This is a genomic window from Nocardia sp. NPDC003979, from assembly GCF_053605015.1.
The window spans coordinates 306,044-322,768 of sequence record NZ_JBSGIJ010000006.1 but is presented as its reverse complement, the minus strand read 5'-3'; the positions used below and the strand labels follow the sequence as shown (position 1 = coordinate 322,768).

The window sequence follows — 16,725 nt, the reverse complement described above, 5'->3', positions numbered from 1 at the left end:
CGCGCCCGGGCCAGGTGTCGTTCGGCGCCGGCTGGTCCGCGAGTTGCTGATCGGTCACGACATCCGAGGCTACCGGTGGCTATCGGGAACGCGTCGGTGTGGCTCCCGCGCCGCCGCTCTCCTCGTCGTCGTTGCCGCCACCACCAGGCCTGCCGTTGCCGTTGCCGTTGCCGGGCGACTCACCCGGCGTCGCGGTCGGCTGACCGGGCAGCGGGCCGGTGGTCGGCTCGGCCTGCTGCGGCGCCTGCACGGCGGGCTGCTGCACACCGGGCACGGGGATGCGGATGCCGGGCAGGATCTCCACCTGCGACGGCACGATCACCGGCGGCGCGACGGTCGGCGCGGTGGTCTCCGGCGCCGTGTAGGGTGCCGACCATTCCGGCACACCGGCCTGGCCCTTGATCGCGGCGGGCTTGGGGAACGTCTCGGTGGGGGTGCCCGCCAGGGCGCCGTCCATCGTGGCCTTCCAGATGTCGGACGGCAGGCCGGAACCGTAGATGTGCGAGCCGCCGTAGTTCTTCAGCGGGTCACCCTGTTCGGTACCGACCCACACCGCGGTCGACAGCGACGGCGTGTAGCCGACCATCCAGGCGTCGCGGTTGTTGCCGGTGTCGCCGAGCTGGTGGGTACCGGTCTTGGCGGCCGATTCCCGGCCACCGGCCAGGTTGTGGTTGTTGGAGTAGGCCGCGATCGGCTTCATCGCCGCGGTGACATTGTCGGCGACGGCCGCGCTCACCCGCTGCTCACCGGCCGGTTCGCCGCGATCGAGCAGCACCTGCCCGTCGGCGGTGACGACGCGCTGCACGAAGTGCGGTGCGTGGTACATGCCGGAGGCGGCCAGCGTGGCGTAGGCCGAGGCCATGTCGAGCGGACGCGACTGGTACTGGCCGAGGATGATGCCGTTGTTGGGGCCCGCGCCGTCGGGTTCGGTGAGCGTGGGGCCCACGCCCGGCAGTTCCTTGGCGATGCCGAGCTTGTGACCCATGTCGGCGATCTTCTGCGGACCGTTCTGCATGTCGAGCTGCATCCGGTAGAAGCTGGTGTTCAGCGAACGCTTCAGCGACTCGGCGATCGTGCACATACCGCACGACTGGCCTTCGACATTGTTGATCTCGATGCCGTTGACCTTGAGCGGCGAGCTGTCGTACATCTGCGACAGCGGAATGCCCTGCTCGAGGTTGGCGGCGAGACCGATCACCTTGAACGACGAACCGGTCGGCAGACCCGCGTTGGCGAAGTCGTAGCCCTGGCCGTCCTCACCGCCGTAGTAGGCGCGGACAGCACCGGTGCGCGGGTCGATGGACACCACCGCGGTGCGCAGGTTCTCGGGTTCGCCGTCGAGCTTGTTGCGCGCGGCGTTCACCGCGGCTTCCTGCGCCTTCGGGTCGATGGTCGTGGTGATCTGCAGGCCCTCGGTGTTGAGCTGCTGCTCACTGATCCCCGCGGCCGACAGTTCCTCGAGCACCCGGTTCTTCACGTGGCCCTCGGGGCCGGAGTCCAGGCTGTTCTCGCCGAGCGACGCGGCGGGCACCACGGCCGGGTACTGCATCGACTGACGTTCGGCCGCCGACAGGTTGCCGCCGGAGACCATGCCGTCGAGCACGTAGTTCCAGCGCGACTTCGCGCCGGTGGGGTTCTTCTCCGGGTCCAGCAGCGAGGGCAGCTGGATGGTCGCGGCGAGGACGGCGCCCTCGGACACGGACAGCTCCTGCACCGGCTTGCCGAAGTAGGCCTTGGCGGCGGCGTCGATGCCGTACGCGCCACGACCGAAGTAAATGGTGTTCAGGTAGGCGGCAAGGATTTCCTCCTTGCTCCACTGGCGGGCCATCTTGGCCGAGATCACCAGCTCGTGCATCTTTCGGGTCATCGAGCGCTCGTCACCGACCAGCGCGTTCTTCACGTACTGCTGGGTGATGGTCGAACCACCACCGGCGCTTTCCTTGCCGAGGATGTTGTCGCGGGCGGCACGGGCGAAGCCCGACACCGAGAAGCCCGGGTTGGTGTAGAAGTCGCGGTCCTCGGCGGCGATCACGGCATTGCGCACATGCGGCGGGATCTGGTCGATGGAGACCTCGGTGCGGTTGCCCTGCGGCGGAACCACCTTGCTGATCACGCTCGTGCCGTCGGAGGCGTAGATCATGGCGACCTGATTGGTCTCCAGATCCTCCGGCTTGGGCACAGACACAGCGGTGTAGGCGACGAGGAAAACGGCACTCGGCACGACGATGGCCAAGGCCATCAGGACATACATTGTCCGGCGCACGGCACGCCACGGCGATTTCTTGGTCACCGAACCATCCCTACCCGAGCCGTCGTCGCCCCCGCCACCATCGCGGCGATTGCGTGGCCCGACCGGCGGGGGTGTGCCGCCGGTACCGGTGGCGCGACGTTCACCCGTGGTCGGTCCGCCCGGACGACGACCCGCGCCCGGTCGCGCGGCGACGGGTGTGCCACCGGTACGCGGACGACCCGCCTCCTCGCGCACGGTCCGCGGCGGATGACTCGCCCGCACCGTCGACTCGTCGACACCGGGACGGGGAAGTTTCTGAGTGGCGCCGGCAGCCCCGGCGGCGGGCGCGGCCGGACGACCCGGCGCGGGCCTGCCCTGCGGCGCACCGGGACGCTCCTGCGGTGCACCGGGTCGCTGCGGCGGCTGACCGGGCCGACGCGGCGGCATCCCACCTGGCGGCGGCGCGGGCTGACGGTTCTGCGGCTGCGGACCACGTGCACCCGGCGCGGGCCCACGCCCGGCCGGTGCGGGCGGACGCCCACCCGGTCCACCCTGCGGGCGCGGCGGTCCGGCGGGCGGCGTCGGCCGACGCGGCGGCCCGACAGGACGATCACCGGACTGCTGACCTGGTTGTGCACCCCGCGACGGGCGGCCGCCGCGCGGATCGTCACCGTAGGGGGAGGGCTCGTAGGGCGAACTCACTGACCAGATCTCCATAACTCGTAAGGTTCGACCGGCACACAACATCCGCGCCGGAGGACCGGCGCGGATATTTTGCACCCCGAACTGCGGCGCGTCACGCGGCCGCTGTCATTCGGCCGCAGAGCGACGTCCCGCTCTCGGTCCCGCCCGGCGACGGGCGGGCGCGGGCGCCGACCCGAGCACGTACGACTGCACCAGGTGGTTCCAGCTGCACGAGCGGCACACCTCGACGACATGCACCGAGAATTCCTCGTTCGACTCTGCCATCCGCGTCAACTCGTCGGGTGTGCGCGCCGACCCGGCCGCCTGGCCGAGCCCGTCGCCGAACACCCACGACACCAACGTCAGCTGCTCTTTCCGGCAGATCGGGCAGGTCACCTCGCTGCCGCGGCCATGGAACTTGGCGGCCCGCAGCAGGTAGGGATTGGCATCGCACACCTCGGCGACGCCGACCCGCCCCGCGTAGACATCGGCGAGCAGCGACCTGCGCCGGAGCGCATAGTCCACCACCTGCCGCTGAATTCGCACGATCACCAGAGTAGCCGGGATTGATTTCCACCGCCGGTGCCACCGCTTGTTGCCCCCGGCGGCCTTAGACTCCCGATACCGGGTACTTTCCGGGTCTTTTCGCAGGTGAGGCATGGCAAGTAGATGGCAGATTCTCCACAGGCGCGCTCCGTCGCCGATCCCCGGACAAGGGCGCGTGATATCGATCGCGCCGAGGTGTCGACCGTGCTTGACGCGGCCTACGCGGAGGGCCAGCTCGGTGCTCAGGAGTACCACGACCGGGTGAAACGGGCCGGTTCGGCGCGCACACTCGGTGAATTGCGTGGTCTGACCGCCGATCTGCAGTCGCCGGCGGTCTTCGGTCCGACCACCGAACGGAAGCGCTTCGGCCGCAAGCATTCCGGCGAGTACCCGGCCAGGACCAAGGCGCGCGACGACGACCGGGCACGCACGATCGCCGCCCTCGACACCGCCCGCGCCGACGGTCAGCTCGATGCCGAGGAGCACACAGCGATGACCGAGTTGGCCGCCGAAGCGCGCACGCTCGGTGAGCTGACCACCCTCGTCGCCGAGCTGCAGCAGCGCCCGGCGCCACCGGTTAAACCCAAGGCGCGCAACACCTTCCGCATCGTGACGATCGCGGCCGTCGTGCTCGCGGCGGTCGGCGGCTTCGCCTGGACGATCCGGGACGACGAACCGGCCGCGAAGGAAACCGCCGCGTCGGTCGACTACGACGCGGCGCCGCCCCTGGTGATCCCCACCCCGAACCTCAACACCGTCGCCGGGTTCGTACAGTTCCGCGACGACTACCGCATCAAGTTCGGCGACGCCGTCGTCGACGAGGCAGTGCTGCACGACGAGCACGCCTCGGCGGTCCGCCGCGCACCCGACAACGGCGACTGGACCGTGAGCTACACCTATCGCGGCGGTTTCGAACGCTCGAATTCGCAGGTCACCACCCGTGACCGCAAGGCGGTCGACATCGACCTGGCCCAGGTGAACACCGACGCCCTCGCCGCGGTGCTGAACACCGCCGCCGCCACCCTCGGTGTCCGCGACGGCGTGGTCACCCACTACCGGATCGCCAACGACACCTGGGTCGGCAGGCCCTCGATCACCGTCTACGTGCGCAACGAGGTCTCCCAGTCCGCGCATCTGGTCCTCGCGCTCTCGGGCGAAGTGCTGAAGACCTACCCGTACGAAAGATGACGCCATGAAGACCACCTCCCCGGCGAAGAACCTGCGGGCCCGTGACGCCGACCGCGCCGACGTGTGCGCCCTGCTCGACGCCGCCCTGGCCGACGGCCAGCTCACCGAGGCCGAGCACGGCAAGCGCACCGCCACCGCCATGCGCGCCGAGACCTTCGGCGACCTCGACCGCCTCGTCGACGACCTGCAGATCCCCGACGGGCTGGCCGCCACCCCGGTCGCGCGCGGTGTACCCCGCGCCCCGCGCCGCTGGTGGCTCCCGGTGGGCGCGGTCGTCCTCGCCGGCCTGGTCGGCGCAGGTGCCGGTCTGCTCGGCCGCAGCACCGTCCTCGCGCCGCCGCTGCCCGATCTCACCACCGGCAACGGCTTCGCCCATTTCCTCGCCGACTACCGCGCCGAATACGGAAGCGCGCTCGCCGACGAGTTGACGCTCTATCCGGAGTACGCGCTGGTCGAGCGCGATTCCGGGAAGCCGGGCAAGCAGGACGAGCTGCAATATCGCGGCGATTTCGACCGGTGGGGTTCGTCCGGTTCGCGACCGCCGGGCACCCGCTCGTTCGACCTGGCCACGGTCGACCCGGCGAAGTACGCGCGCCTGATGTCAGGCGCCCCGCAGACCACCCGCGTGCCCGGTGGCTGGGTGTCGCACGTGCTCGTCCGGTTTCCACCGGGTGGCGCCAAAGATGCCGAGCCGGAAATCAGCATCTACGTCAAGAACGAGGCCGAGCAGAGCGGATATCTGAAGATCCGGCTCAGCGGCGAACCTATCGCGGTGTACCCGGCAGACTCCTGACCTGCTGATCCGCTCGGCCCCGACGGTCGGTCCCCCACCCGTGTGAGGGATACGACTGCACCCTGATGTATCGCTCCGATATAGTGGGAAGTCGCATCCATCGGTTAGGTCCGTTCGGCCTGTCAGGCCGTCATAGTCAGGGAGTGAGGTCGGCATGCTCGAGTTGGCGATTCTCGGCCTGCTCCTCGACGCGCCCATGCACGGTTACGAGCTGCGCAAGCGGTTGACGGGCCTGCTCGGGGCGTTCCGGGCCTTCTCCTACGGTTCGCTCTACCCGACGCTGCGCCGGATGCAGGCCGACGGGTTGATCGCCGAGGAGATACCGGAGGGCGCGACCGCGCGCCGTGCGCGCCGCGTCTACCGGCTCACGCCGGTCGGGCGGGAACGGTTCAAAGAACTCCTCGCCGATACCGGTCCGCAGAACTACACCGATGACGGCTTCGGTGTTCATCTGGCCTTTTTCAGCCGCACTCCCGCCGAGGCGAGGATGCGGATCCTGGAGGGCAGGCGACGCCAGGTCGAGGAGCGCCGAGAGGGTCTGCGGGAAGCGATCAAGAAGGCCAGTGGCTCGCTGGATCGCTACACCCGCCAGCTCCACCAGCTCGGATTGGAATCAAGCGAGCGCGAAGTGCGCTGGCTCAACGAGTTGATTGCGGCGGAGCAATCGACGAAGGCGGCACCACAGAAAGAGGGAAAGAGCGGCCATGAGTGATGTCAACAAGGTTGGATCCGGCGAAGTACGCGTCGCGATCGTCGGTGTGGGCAACTGCGCATCGTCGCTGGTGCAGGGCGTGCAGTACTACAAGGATGCCGACGAGAGCGCGACCGTTCCCGGCCTCATGCACGTCAAGTTCGGTCCCTATCACGTCAAGGACGTGAAGTTCGTCGCCGCGTTCGACGTCGACGCCAAGAAGGTCGGTTTCGACCTGGCCGAGGCCATCTTCGCCAGCGAGAACAACACCATCAAGATCTCCGACGTGCCGCCCACCGACGTGACGGTCCTGCGTGGCCCGACCCTCGACGGCATCGGCAAGTACTACGCGCAGACCATCGAGCAGTCCGAGGCTCCGGCGGTCGACGTGGTCAAGGCCTTGAAGGATGCCAAGGTCGACGTCCTGGTCTCCTACCTGCCGGTCGGCTCCGAAGAGGCCGACAAGTTCTACGCCCAGTGCGCCATCGACGCGAATGTCGCGTTCGTCAACGCGCTGCCGGTGTTCATCGCCTCCGACCCGGTGTGGGCCAAGAAGTTCACCGACGCCGGTGTGCCGATCGTCGGTGACGACATCAAGTCCCAGGTCGGCGCGACCATCACCCACCGCGTGATGGCCAAGCTGTTCGAGGACCGCGGCGTGGTGCTCGACCGCACCTACCAGCTCAACGTCGGCGGCAACATGGACTTCAAGAACATGCTCGAGCGTGATCGCCTGGAGTCGAAGAAGGTGTCCAAGACCCAGGCCGTCACCTCGAACCTCACCGGTTCGCTGGCAGGCAAGGTGCACGACCGCAACGTCCACATCGGTCCCTCGGACTACGTGGAGTGGCTCGACGACCGCAAGTGGGCCTACGTCCGCCTCGAGGGCCGCGCCTTCGGTGACGCCCCGCTGAACCTGGAGTACAAGCTCGAGGTGTGGGACTCGCCGAACTCGGCGGGCATCATCATCGACGCCGTCCGCGCGGCCAAGATCGCCAAGGACCGCGGCATCGGCGGACCCGTCATCCCGGCCTCGGCCTACCTGATGAAGTCCCCGCCGGAGCAGATCGCCGACGACGTCGCGCGCACTCAGCTCGAGGCGTTCATCATCGGTGCCGACTAGTCACTGAACGAATAAGGCCGGGCACCCGATGGTGTGCCCGGCCTTTTTCGTGGGACTCAATCCAGGGAGACGTACACCTCGACCGAGGTGGGCCCGGTGTAGCGCTCCAGTTCCGCGGTGTGGGAGCGGGTGATGGTTCCGGCGTTCTCGGCCTTGATCACCTGGGCCCAGGCGGTGCGCAGCAGGTCGTAGGGCTTGTCGGAGACGACGAATTTGGCGTAGCGGCCCGCGGGGATGCGGGTCAGGACGTCGCCTTCGTCCACGTCGTCGAGGCCGGCCACCTCGTAGCCGAGGACGGCTACCGCGTGGTCGTTCTGGCCGATGTAGGCGGCGGTCCGGGTGACCGGCTTCTCGCGGGACAGGTAGCGGTCCCAGGTGAAGTTCACCAGGTCGAGATCGCGGGCGGTGACCTCGCGACCGGCCAGCGGGACGGTGAGTCCGGCGATCAGGCTGTTGTCCAGGGTGACGATCTCGAAGTCGGCGGTCATCGGCTGTCCCCGCTCTGCGCGTCGGTCAAGGAAACGAAGATCTCGACGGTGCGTTCGTCGGGGTACTGCTCACAGTCGCCGGTGTAGGCGCGCACGAACTCACCCGCGGCCTCGGCGTCCCACACCTGCCGCCACAGGGCGACGATGGTGTCGCCGATCTCGTCACCGTGCGCCACGAACCGCGCGTAACGGCCCGCCGGAATGCGGGCGAGCACGTCACCCACCTGCAGGTCGGCCAGGGTTTTGCACTCGTAGCCGACGATGTGGGTGAGATAGGAGTTGATCTCGGGCGCGAAGTCGACGTACCCCGTCGCGAACGGTCCGGGTAAGTCCTGTCGTGCCCGCAGCCGCTGCCACGCTTCCACCACTTTGGCGCGTCGTGGCCCCTCCACAGCGAGCGCCGGACTGCGCAGCACAGTGCCCGCGATCAGCATCTCGGGACGGTCAACGACATTGAAATCCACCTGCGTAGCCCCTATGTCTAGTCTCGTCGTCGCTCGAGCGCACATCTTCCCGCATGGATACGACAGGTTCCGCGCCGGGATTCCGCCGGCGCCCGATCTCCGGATGCGCACTGGCCAACGATGTTGCCATGTTCGTGCAGATGTGTGGTCACGCCTGTCCAATCCGTGATCTATCGCGGTGCATCACCACCGAGTCCGGGGAACCATTCGCCGGGTGTACTCGGGCTCGGAGCGGGCGGGATGATGATGATCGGCGCCGGATTGCGTGGTGTGTCGCTCGGTGGGTTGAGGATGTCGAAGCCACCACCACCGCCGCCACCGGACGAGGGCGGCGGAGCAGGTACCAGTGACCCGCTGCCGCCCAGCGGCGGAGTCGGGAATTCCTCCGCAGGCGAACCGGCGAGCGCGGTGTCCATCGTCTGCTTCCAGATGTCGGCGGGCAGCCCCGAACCCCAGATCGGGTTGCCGCGTCCGTCGCGCAATGGCTGCGGATGCTCCGTGCCCACCCACACCGCCGTCGACAGCGACGGCGTGTACCCGACCATCCAGGCGTCCTTGTTGGCCCCGGTCTCGCCCAACTGGGTCGTCCCCGTCTTGCTCGCCGACGGCCTGCCCCCGGCCAGGCCGTGGCCGTTGGAGTAGTTGGCGATCGGCTCCATCGCCCGCGTGGTCGCGTCGGCGATGGCCGGGCTGATGCGCTGCTCCGGCTCCGGAAGTTGTTTGCCCCTGCGGGTTTCCGGCGGACCGCGATCGAGCAGCACCTGACCGTTGCCGGTGGTCACTCGCTGCACGAAGTACGGCTGCCGGTACACCCCCGACGCGGCGAGCGTGGCATACGCCGACGCCATATCGATCGGCCGAACCTGGTACTGCCCCAACACGATTCCGTTGAGCGGTGGCTCGCCGTTCTCGGTGAGCGTCTCGCCCTCGACCCCCGGAATGTGCTCGGGGATGCCCGCGAGATGCGCCGCCTGGGCCACCGAGCGTGGACCGTCGGCCATCGTCATGGTGAGCCGGTAGAAACTGGTGTTGAGGGAGCGTTTCAGCGCCTCGGCCAGCGAACACCGTCCACACGAGTCGCCGTCCACATTCTTGATGGTCGTACCACGATCGGTGATGGGCGAACTGTCGATCGCCCGCGTCACCGGGATGCCCTGCATCTGGGCGGCGACGAGCGCGAAAACCTTGAAGGCCGAACCGGTTTGCAGCGGTGCCTGGGCGAAGTCGAAGCCGGTGCCGTCCTCGCCGCCGTAGTAGGCGCGCACCGCACCGCTTCGCGGGTCGATCGACACTACGGCCGCCCGCAATTCCGGTGGCTGCCAAGAGGATCGAGCGCGCACGCTGTCGACGGCGCCCGCCTGCGCGACCGGATCGATGGTCGTGGTGATCTGCAGGGCGCCGGTATTGATGTCGGCGTCGGTGAGCCCGGCGGCGCGCAGTTCCCGCAGCACCATGGTGCGGATGTGGCCCTCGGGCCCCGATGCCTCGGGTTCGGTCGCCACGTCGTCGAGGGCGAGGATCGGGGGGAACACCGTCGCGTCACGGTCGCCCGGAGCGAGTACGCGCATCTCGACCATCCCGTCGAGCACGTACTGCCAGCGGGCCCGCAACTGGTCGAAGTGGGTTTCCGGGTCGAGCACCGAGGGGGAACGGATCACCGCGGCCAGCACCGCGCCTTCGGCCAGTGTCAGTTCCGGCACCGGCTTACCGAAGTACGCCTTGGCCGCCGCCGCGATGCCGTAGGCGCCGCGACCGTAGTAGATGGTGTTCAGGTACGCGGCGAGGATCTCGTCCTTGCTCCACTGCCGCGACATCTTCGCCGCGATGATGAGCTCGCGCATCTTGCGGGTGACGGTGCGTTCGGAGCTCAGGAAGGCGTTCTTCACGTACTGCTGGGTGATCGTCGACCCGCCACCGGCGTTGTCGTGCCCGGCCAGGTTGTCCCGTGCCGCGCGCAGGAACCCGCTCGTGGAGTAACCGGCGTTGGTGTAGAAGGTGCGGTCCTCGGCCGCGAGCACCGCCTCCCGCACGTGCATGGGCACCTCGGTCAGCGGGATCGGGATCCGGTTGCCTTGCGGCGGAATGATTTTCGCCAGCACCGTTGTGCCGTCGGCGGCCAGCACCGTCGCCGGTTGCTCGACGGCCACCTCGCCCGGTTCGGGGATCTCCGAGCTCCAGTACACCGCGAAGAACAGCAGCGCGGGCACACACACGAAGATCACGAACAGCGCGAAGACCAGCCGCCGGATCCGCTGCGCCCTGGTGCGTGGCTGGCGGGGTTCCGGGTCGTCGTCGCCCGCCAGCCGGGCAGCCTGGGCTCGCCGGGCCGCACCCTTGCGCGGCTGCTGCTCGCGCAGAGGATCCCGGAAGCCTGCGATCGACGTATACGGCACGTCCTCGTCGGAACGCCCGCGCCTGCCGGCCACGACCATCTCCTCCCGTCGGTGCAGGCGACTTTACCCGCCTGCACCGGCATAACCCGGGAGGAGCACGCCCGTCAGCTCTTCACGCCGCCCGCGGTGAGGCCGGAGATGATGCGGCGCTGGAAGATCAGCACCATGATCACCAGCGGCACGGTGACGATCACACCGGCCGCCATGATCGCCGCGTACGGCTGGACCAGCGGGTCGTTGCCGGAGAAGCTCGCGATGGCGACCGTCACGGGCTTGGTCTGCTCACCGGAGAGCAACCGGGCGAGCAGATATTCGTTGACCGAGGCGATGAACGCCAGGATCGCGGTGGTGAACACCGCGGGCGCCGCAAGCGGCAGCATGACCAACCGGAACGCCTGCAGCTTGCTCGCACCGTCGATGCGCGCGGCTTCTTCCAGCTCCCAGGGCAATTCGGCGAAGAACGACGCCAGGATGTACACCGTCATCGGCAGTACGAACGAGATGTTCGGGATGATCATCGCCTGGTACTGGCCGATCCAGCCGAGGTCGGTGAACAGCTGGAACAGCGGCGTCACCAGCACGACGGCAGGGAACATCGACGCCGACAGGATCAGCCCCGAAACCAGGTACTTGCCCGCGAAGGTCATCCGGGCGAGCGCGTACGCGGCGAGCACGCCGAGCAACAACGCGACCACCGTCGTCACCGAGCCGATGATCACGCTGTTGAGCAGCGCCTTGCCGAAGTCGTTGCCGCGGCTGGTGTCGAAGGCGTTGCGGAAGTTCTCCAGCGTCACGTGGGTCGGCCACGGCGTGCTGTCGAAGGTGTGGGCCGGGTCGCGGAACGCGACAACGGCCATCCAGTAGAACGGTCCGAGCCCCCACACGAGCACGATCGCCACACCGAGGTACAGGCGAACTGTTCCGAGCCGTTTGCGCCACGAAACCGGCTGTGTCGCAACAGGTTCGCGTTCGACGGTGGGCTCTTTGGTCATCGAGATGCTCATCAGTTCGCCTTCCGCTGCTCTTCCTGCGTGCGAACGGCGTTGGCGCCCAACACCTTCACCAGCAGGAACGCGATCGCGAACACCAGCACGAAGGTGATCGTCGACAGGGCGGCCGCGCTGTTGGGACCTTGGCGCACCTGGTCGACCACCAGGATCGACAGGGTGCTGGTGGCCGGGTTCGCGCCGGTCATGATCGCGGGCAGGTCGTACATGCGCAGCGCGTCCATGGTGCGGAACAGCACCGCGACCAGCAGTGCGGGCTTGAGCAGCGGCAGCGTGATGTGCACGAACCGCTGCCAGGCCGAGGCGCCGTCGACCTTGGCCGCCTCGTACACGTCGTTCGGGATCACTTGCAGCCCGGCCAGGATCAGCAGCGCCATGAACGGGGTGGTCTTCCACACGTCGGCCACGATCACCGCGAACCGCGAGGCCCACACATCCGAGGTCCACAGGATCTCGGTGCCGAGCACCCGGTTCACCACGCCGTCGTACTGGAACATGAACTCCCACAGCCGCGCGGTGACAGCGGTGGGGATGGCCCACGGGATCAGTACCGCGGCCCGCAACAGCGCCCGGCCACGGAAGGTCTTGCCCATCACGATGGCCATGCCGAGGCCGAGGGTCGCCTCGATCGTCACGGTCACCACGGTGAAGAACAGGGTGACCCCGACCGCCGCCCAGAACTGCGACCCGAGTGTGCCGGTCGGGCACGACACCGTACCCATCAGCGAATTGCATTGCTGCAGTAGCCAATGGGTGTAGTTGTCGAAACCCGCGCTGCCGCCCTCGACGAACATGCCGGTGGCGGGGTCGATGCCTGCGTCCTTGCGGAACGACATCCACAGCGCCTGGAACACCGGATAACCGATGACCACGGCCAGCGCCACCATCACCGGCGTCACGAACAGCCACGCCCGCCGTGATTGCCTCAGTTGCAGCGCTAGCCCGCGCTGCTTGGCTCCCGAAGGATCCGACACCGTTTCTACTCTCCTACGGTCTGGTCGGGTCCGCTGCGCGTACCGCTACGAACCAGCGGTCTCGATGCCCTTTTGCATGCCTGCGACTGCGTCGTCGACGGACTTCGTGCCGTTCAGGGCAGCATATGCGTTGTCCTGGATGGCCTTTGACACCGCCTCGTAGAACGGCGAGACCGGTCGCGGCACCGCGTTGGCGATCGACTCCTTCAGTGCGGGCAGGTACGGCATCTTCGCGATCAGGGCCGGGTCGTCGTAGAGCGAGGTACGCACCGGCGGGAAGGCGCCCTGGGCGACGATCTGCTGTGCCTCTTCGCTGACCATGAAGCGAACGAAGTCGGCGGCGGTGGCCTTGTTCTTGGAGAACGCGCTGATCGCGACGTTGTAGCCGCCGAGGGTCGAGGCGCCGACATCGGTCTTGCCGGGCAGCGGTGCCACGCCGAAGCGGTCCTTCACCATCGAACCCTCGCCGTTGGCCTGGCCGTACAGGTACGGCCAGGTGCGCAGGAACAGCAGCTTGCCCGACTCGAACGCGTTCGCGCTCTCACCTTCCTTGAAGCTGATGGCCTCTTTGGGGATGTCGCCGCGCTGGTAGGCGTCGACCAGAACCTTCAGGCCCTCTTTGGATTCGGGGCTGTTCACGGTGGGGGTCTTGCCGTCGGCGCCGACGAAGCTGCCGCCGTAGGCGTTGATGACCTCGGAGGTGTTCACGGTCAGGCCCTCGTAGGGGAACAGCTGACCGGCGTAGCAGCCGATGTTGTTGTCGCGCGCGATCTGGCACTGGCTGAGCATCTCCGACCAGGTGCGCGGCGGGTTGGGCACCAGGTCCTTGCGGTAGTACAGCAGGCCGCCGTTGGTGTTGCGCGGGGCGGCGTACAGCTTGCCGTTGTAGGTGGCGCTGGCAACGGTCGGCGCCAGCAGCGGCGCGGTGTCGATGGCGAAGCTGCCTTCGAGCGGCTGGATCCAGCCCTTGGCGGCGAACTCCGCGGTGTAGGGCACGTCGAGGGCGACCACGTCGTAGCCGTCCTGCTTGGAGCGGAAGTGCTCGGCCATGTCGTCGCGCTGCTGGTCGGCGTCGGCCGACTGCTCCTTGAACGTCACCTGCTCGTTCGGGTGCGCGGCGTTCCAGCGGTCGATGAGCTGCTTGACCATGCCGGTCTCGGAGACGTCCTTACCCTCGACGTAGGTGATCGGTCCACGCCCGGTCAGGTTCTGGTCGAGGGCGTTGCCGCCGTTGTCACTCGAGCAGGCGCTGGCGAACGATGCGGTAAGCAACGCAATCGAGGCAGCAGCCATCGTCGCTCTGGGGACAAACTTCAAGGCCATCGCAGACACTCCAGGGTCGAGACAGTGAGCAGCAGCACAGTGCGTCGGTGCAGGGGCAAACATACATGGTGTGGCCCGCCGCGTCCGATCGTCCCGTCACTTCGGCTACTTTGCGGTCAGTTCGGTGTGCGGCCGGTGTCGGTGCGGTGTCCTAGGCTCGTTCCGTGACCAGCCCCACGCCGTCCGCACCCGACCGGATGCTGTCCCGGATCGGTGGTTTGCTGCGCAAGGCCGAGGCCACCGACAACGAGCACGAGGCGGAGGCGTTTCTCGCGGCCGCGCAACGGCTGGCGACGAAGTCGTCGATCGATCTGGCGGTGGCGCGCTCGCATGTGGCGAGGCGTGAACGCAGGTCCACCCCGGTGCAGCGGATCATCCCGATCGGGGAGCCGGGGCGGAAAGGGCTGCGCACGTACGTGCAGTTGTTCGTCGCCATCGCCACGGCCAACGATGTGCGCTGCGATGTCGCGCGCACCTCCACGCAGGTCTACGCCTACGGTTTCGACGCCGATATCGACGCCTGCGAGGCGTTGTACGCGAGTCTGCTGGTGCAGATGGTGCGGGCCTCGGATCACTACATCAAGTCGGGTGCGTATCGCGAGGCCACGGTGGTGAAGGTGGTCACGGAGAAGCGGTTCGGCCGCACGGTGCGTCGCAAGGTGCAGGCCCCCGTCGCCGGTGTGACAGCGCGACTGAATTTCCAGATGGCGTTCGCGGCGCGGATCGGCGCGCGACTGGCCGAGGTGAAGGCCGAGGTGGTCGCCGAGGAATCGGCGGTCGAGTCGACCGGAACCGCACTCGCGCTGCGCGACAAGGAACTCGCCCTCACCGACTTCTACACCGCCACCTCGGAAGCGCGCGGCACCTGGCGTGGACCGCAGACCTCCACCGGCCACTCGGCCGCGGCCAGGCAGGCGGGCGACCGGGCGGGCCGCAACGCCCGCCTCGGCCCCTCCACCGAACTACCCGCCGCACGCGGCGAACTCACGGGATGAACCGCGAGCCCGACGATGTCTCCGGTCCGGCTCCACGACGCGACACCCAGCGGGCGCGGGTGTACGACGCCGAGCAGTTGGTGCGCGGTGTCTTCGATCGCGCCGAGGAATTCGGGCATCGCACTGTCGATATCTACGGATCGCAGGTGACCTTGCCGGTCGAGCGGCGATTCGCGTCGGTGGAATCGGTGCAGAGTTATGTCGACAAGGTGCTCGCGTTGAATTGGGTTCGAGCCCGATGGGATCGGGCGGTGATTTCGGTGCGGGTCCGTGCGCGGGCGGGCACGGCCGCGGCACACTACGAACGTGCCGCTGCCGTGCTGGCCGTCCCACTCCATACCGGCGCCACCGCGTGGGCGCTGCGCGAACTCGTTGTTCTGCACGAACTCGCCCATCATTTGGCGCCGACCCCCGACGAAGTGTCGCACGGACCCGAATTCTGCACTCGCTATGCGGAATTGGCCGACGGCGTGATCGGTCCCGAAGCGGCTCTGCTGATCCGGGCGACATTCGCCGGTTGCGGAGTCCGCTTCGGGTGAGTCGCCCTATCGGTTGCCGGTGCTACCCGGGGCGCTGCCACGTCCGCCCGACCCCTGTCCGCCCGGGGCGGGAGAGGTGCAGGATTTGCTGTCCGTGCAGGGGGAACCGCTCGTGGAACCACCACGCCCACCACCGCCCTGCGAGCCGTGCGCCGCGGCGAAACTCGTCTGCTCGGGTGTCACCGCAGCGGCCACACCGACCCCCATCACGCTGAACGCGGCGATCATCGCGGCGGCAATTGCTGTCTTCATTGTTTCCCCTTTGTTCTCGGCTACGAGTTCATCGTGCGCGAGGGGAGCTAATGAATTCTCAAGGGCCGCTTATAGATAAGCCTCGAGGCCCCGGCGCACGAGCACCGGGACCTCGATTCGACGGATATTGCCGATCAGTCGTCGGCCACCTGGACGTCGACGTCGATATTGCCGCGGGTCGCGTTGGAGTACGGGCACACCTGGTGCGCCTGGTCGGCCAGCTGCTGTGCTTCCTCGCGGGTGAGGTGGGGGAGGGTGACCTCGAGGGTGACGGCGAGCTGGAAGCCGCCCTTGTCGTTCGGGCCGATCGAAACCTGCGCGCCCACCGCGGAATCGGCGATATTCGCGCCTGCCTTCTTACCGACCAGGCGCAGCGCGGAGTGGAAGCACGCGGCGTAACCGGCCGCGAACAGCTGCTCGGGGTTGGTGCCCGCGCCGTCGCCGCCCATTTCTTTCGGCGGGGCGAGCACCACATCGAGCTTGCCGTCGGTGGTGCGGGCGGAGCCGGTGCGGCCTTCGCCGGTGGCAAGGGCTTCGGCGGTGTAGAGAACCTGCATGGGGAGTCTCATTTCTCGATGAGGGAATCGGTCAGTTTGCGGAGCAGAGTGCGGAGGGCGGCGGCTTCGTCGCCGGTCAGACCCGCTGCTCGAGCCATTTCCGTGGGGATGGCGCAAGCTCGGGCGCGGACGGCCCGACCGTGATCGGTGAGCACGATGTCGACGCGGCGTTCGTCGTCGGCCGCGCGTCTGCGCTGCACGTACCCGGTCGCTTCCAGTCGCTTGAGCAGTGGTGACAGGGTGCCGGAGTCGAGATCGAGCGCCCTGCCGAGTTCGCCGACGCTGCGGCCGTCGCGTTCCCACAGCGCCAGCATCACCAGGTATTGCGGGTAGGTGAGTCCTAGTTGTTCCAGTTTCGGACGGTAGACCGCCGTCATCGCTCGCGAGGCCGCGTAGAGCGGGAAGCACAGCTGCTCGTCGAGGGTGAGTCCGTCGGTCATGTGGGCAACTGTAGCGCACAATTAAGTTGTGTACAACT

17 protein-coding genes are annotated in these 16,725 nt (G+C 67.9%); 6 read left to right on the top strand and 11 right to left on the bottom strand.

All coding sequences use genetic code 11. The annotated features are described in order from the left end of the window. Positions 1–79 precede the first annotated feature (79 nt). Entirely contained in the window at positions 80–2,251 is a 2,172-nt protein-coding gene (locus tag ACWEVR_RS16450) for a transglycosylase domain-containing protein (protein WP_452467634.1), read from the bottom strand. A gap of 789 nt (positions 2,252–3,040) precedes the next feature. Further along, positions 3,041–3,460 carry a DUF5318 domain-containing protein gene (locus ACWEVR_RS16445; protein WP_159372838.1) on the bottom strand — a complete coding sequence of 140 codons (420 nt, stop codon included), beginning with the start codon at positions 3,458–3,460 and terminating at the stop codon, positions 3,041–3,043. Between the two features lie 123 nt (positions 3,461–3,583). Between ACWEVR_RS16445 and ACWEVR_RS16440 the strand changes: the two genes are divergently transcribed. The 4 genes from ACWEVR_RS16440 to ACWEVR_RS16425 all read left to right on the top strand — a co-directional run bounded on the left by ACWEVR_RS16440 (position 3,584) and on the right by ACWEVR_RS16425 (position 7,255). Beyond that, positions 3,584–4,648, top strand: a complete 1,065-nt coding sequence (locus ACWEVR_RS16440; RefSeq protein ID WP_452467595.1) for a DUF1707 SHOCT-like domain-containing protein — start codon at positions 3,584–3,586, stop codon at positions 4,646–4,648. Between the two features lie 4 nt (positions 4,649–4,652). Further along, positions 4,653–5,441 (top strand): DUF1707 SHOCT-like domain-containing protein, encoded by a 789-nt coding sequence (locus tag ACWEVR_RS16435; RefSeq protein WP_452467594.1) that lies wholly within the window; start codon positions 4,653–4,655, stop codon positions 5,439–5,441. Between the two features lie 154 nt (positions 5,442–5,595). Continuing rightward, the gene (locus ACWEVR_RS16430) at positions 5,596–6,153 is read left to right on the top strand and encodes a PadR family transcriptional regulator (protein WP_067497596.1); all 558 of its coding nucleotides are present in this window, start codon (positions 5,596–5,598) and stop codon (positions 6,151–6,153) included. Next, positions 6,146–7,255 carry an inositol-3-phosphate synthase gene (locus ACWEVR_RS16425; RefSeq protein ID WP_067978279.1) on the top strand — a complete coding sequence of 370 codons (1,110 nt, stop codon included), beginning with the start codon at positions 6,146–6,148 and terminating at the stop codon, positions 7,253–7,255. Before ACWEVR_RS16430 ends, ACWEVR_RS16425 begins: the two co-directional genes overlap by 8 nt. Before the next feature lie 56 nt (positions 7,256–7,311). On the opposite strand, the gene ACWEVR_RS16420 is transcribed toward ACWEVR_RS16425, so the two are convergent. The 6 genes from ACWEVR_RS16420 to ACWEVR_RS16395 form a co-directional block, all read right to left on the bottom strand. Next, the gene (locus ACWEVR_RS16420; protein ID WP_452467593.1) at positions 7,312–7,743 is read right to left on the bottom strand and encodes a GyrI-like domain-containing protein; all 432 of its coding nucleotides are present in this window, start codon (positions 7,741–7,743) and stop codon (positions 7,312–7,314) included. Then, positions 7,740–8,207: a GyrI-like domain-containing protein gene (locus tag ACWEVR_RS16415; protein WP_452467592.1), complete on the bottom strand. Its 468-nt coding sequence runs from the start codon at positions 8,205–8,207 to the stop codon at positions 7,740–7,742. Before ACWEVR_RS16415 ends, ACWEVR_RS16420 begins: the two co-directional genes overlap by 4 nt. A 170-nt stretch (positions 8,208–8,377) precedes the next feature. Next, on the bottom strand, positions 8,378–10,639 hold the full coding sequence (locus ACWEVR_RS16410) for a transglycosylase domain-containing protein (RefSeq protein ID WP_452467591.1): 2,262 nt from the start codon (positions 10,637–10,639) through the stop codon (positions 8,378–8,380). Positions 10,640–10,704: 65 nt separating this feature from the next. Beyond that, a complete protein-coding gene (locus ACWEVR_RS16405) occupies positions 10,705–11,604 on the bottom strand; it encodes a carbohydrate ABC transporter permease (RefSeq protein ID WP_452467590.1) in 900 nt (299 codons plus the stop codon). Continuing rightward, on the bottom strand, positions 11,604–12,581 hold the full coding sequence (locus tag ACWEVR_RS16400) for a carbohydrate ABC transporter permease (RefSeq protein WP_067643411.1): 978 nt from the start codon (positions 12,579–12,581) through the stop codon (positions 11,604–11,606). Before ACWEVR_RS16400 ends, ACWEVR_RS16405 begins: the two co-directional genes overlap by 1 nt. Before the next feature lie 45 nt (positions 12,582–12,626). Further along, positions 12,627–13,904 (bottom strand): ABC transporter substrate-binding protein, encoded by a 1,278-nt coding sequence (locus ACWEVR_RS16395; protein WP_452467589.1) that lies wholly within the window; start codon positions 13,902–13,904, stop codon positions 12,627–12,629. Between the two features lie 197 nt (positions 13,905–14,101). Here ACWEVR_RS16395 and ACWEVR_RS16390 point away from each other — a divergent pair, with 197 nt between their 5' ends. Both ACWEVR_RS16390 and ACWEVR_RS16385 read left to right on the top strand, forming a co-directional pair. Further along, a complete protein-coding gene (locus ACWEVR_RS16390; RefSeq protein ID WP_439266103.1) occupies positions 14,102–14,899 on the top strand; it encodes a DUF2786 domain-containing protein in 798 nt (265 codons plus the stop codon). Continuing rightward, complete coding sequence (locus tag ACWEVR_RS16385; RefSeq protein ID WP_452467588.1) at positions 14,896–15,438, top strand: TIGR04338 family metallohydrolase; 543 nt, start codon at positions 14,896–14,898, stop codon at positions 15,436–15,438. Before ACWEVR_RS16390 ends, ACWEVR_RS16385 begins: the two co-directional genes overlap by 4 nt. 6 nt (positions 15,439–15,444) lie before the next feature. Here the strand turns inward: ACWEVR_RS16385 and ACWEVR_RS16380 are convergent, their stop codons facing one another. From ACWEVR_RS16380 to ACWEVR_RS16370, 3 genes are all read right to left on the bottom strand, one after another. After that, on the bottom strand, positions 15,445–15,690 hold the full coding sequence (locus ACWEVR_RS16380; RefSeq protein ID WP_452467587.1) for a hypothetical protein: 246 nt from the start codon (positions 15,688–15,690) through the stop codon (positions 15,445–15,447). A gap of 134 nt (positions 15,691–15,824) precedes the next feature. Next, positions 15,825–16,247, bottom strand: coding sequence for an organic hydroperoxide resistance protein (locus ACWEVR_RS16375; protein ID WP_378670410.1), 423 nt, complete (start codon positions 16,245–16,247; stop codon positions 15,825–15,827). A gap of 8 nt (positions 16,248–16,255) precedes the next feature. Continuing rightward, positions 16,256–16,687: a MarR family winged helix-turn-helix transcriptional regulator gene (locus ACWEVR_RS16370; RefSeq protein WP_452467586.1), complete on the bottom strand. Its 432-nt coding sequence runs from the start codon at positions 16,685–16,687 to the stop codon at positions 16,256–16,258. Between the last annotated feature and the right edge of the window lie 38 nt (positions 16,688–16,725).

What these genes read in the sequence shown, in the direction of transcription:
- ACWEVR_RS16435 (WP_452467594.1), top strand. Translation starts at nt 4,653, where the DNA reads ATGAAGACCACCTCCCCGGCGAAGAACCTGCGGGCCCGTGACGCCGAC.
- ACWEVR_RS16375 (WP_378670410.1), bottom strand. Translation starts at nt 16,247, where the DNA reads ATGCAGGTTCTCTACACCGCCGAAGCCCTTGCCACCGGCGAAGGCCGC.
- ACWEVR_RS16380 (WP_452467587.1), bottom strand. Translation starts at nt 15,690, where the DNA reads ATGAAGACAGCAATTGCCGCCGCGATGATCGCCGCGTTCAGCGTGATG.
- ACWEVR_RS16440 (WP_452467595.1), top strand. Translation starts at nt 3,584, where the DNA reads ATGGCAGATTCTCCACAGGCGCGCTCCGTCGCCGATCCCCGGACAAGG.
- ACWEVR_RS16370 (WP_452467586.1), bottom strand. Translation starts at nt 16,687, where the DNA reads ATGACCGACGGACTCACCCTCGACGAGCAGCTGTGCTTCCCGCTCTAC.
- ACWEVR_RS16425 (WP_067978279.1), top strand. Translation starts at nt 6,146, where the DNA reads ATGAGTGATGTCAACAAGGTTGGATCCGGCGAAGTACGCGTCGCGATC.
- ACWEVR_RS16405 (WP_452467590.1), bottom strand. Translation starts at nt 11,604, where the DNA reads ATGAGCATCTCGATGACCAAAGAGCCCACCGTCGAACGCGAACCTGTT.
- ACWEVR_RS16410 (WP_452467591.1), bottom strand. Translation starts at nt 10,639, where the DNA reads ATGGTCGTGGCCGGCAGGCGCGGGCGTTCCGACGAGGACGTGCCGTAT.
- ACWEVR_RS16450 (WP_452467634.1), bottom strand. Translation starts at nt 2,251, where the DNA reads ATGTATGTCCTGATGGCCTTGGCCATCGTCGTGCCGAGTGCCGTTTTC.
- ACWEVR_RS16430 (WP_067497596.1), top strand. Translation starts at nt 5,596, where the DNA reads ATGCTCGAGTTGGCGATTCTCGGCCTGCTCCTCGACGCGCCCATGCAC.
- ACWEVR_RS16385 (WP_452467588.1), top strand. Translation starts at nt 14,896, where the DNA reads ATGAACCGCGAGCCCGACGATGTCTCCGGTCCGGCTCCACGACGCGAC.
- ACWEVR_RS16390 (WP_439266103.1), top strand. Translation starts at nt 14,102, where the DNA reads ATGCTGTCCCGGATCGGTGGTTTGCTGCGCAAGGCCGAGGCCACCGAC.
- ACWEVR_RS16420 (WP_452467593.1), bottom strand. Translation starts at nt 7,743, where the DNA reads ATGACCGCCGACTTCGAGATCGTCACCCTGGACAACAGCCTGATCGCC.
- ACWEVR_RS16395 (WP_452467589.1), bottom strand. Translation starts at nt 13,904, where the DNA reads ATGGCCTTGAAGTTTGTCCCCAGAGCGACGATGGCTGCTGCCTCGATT.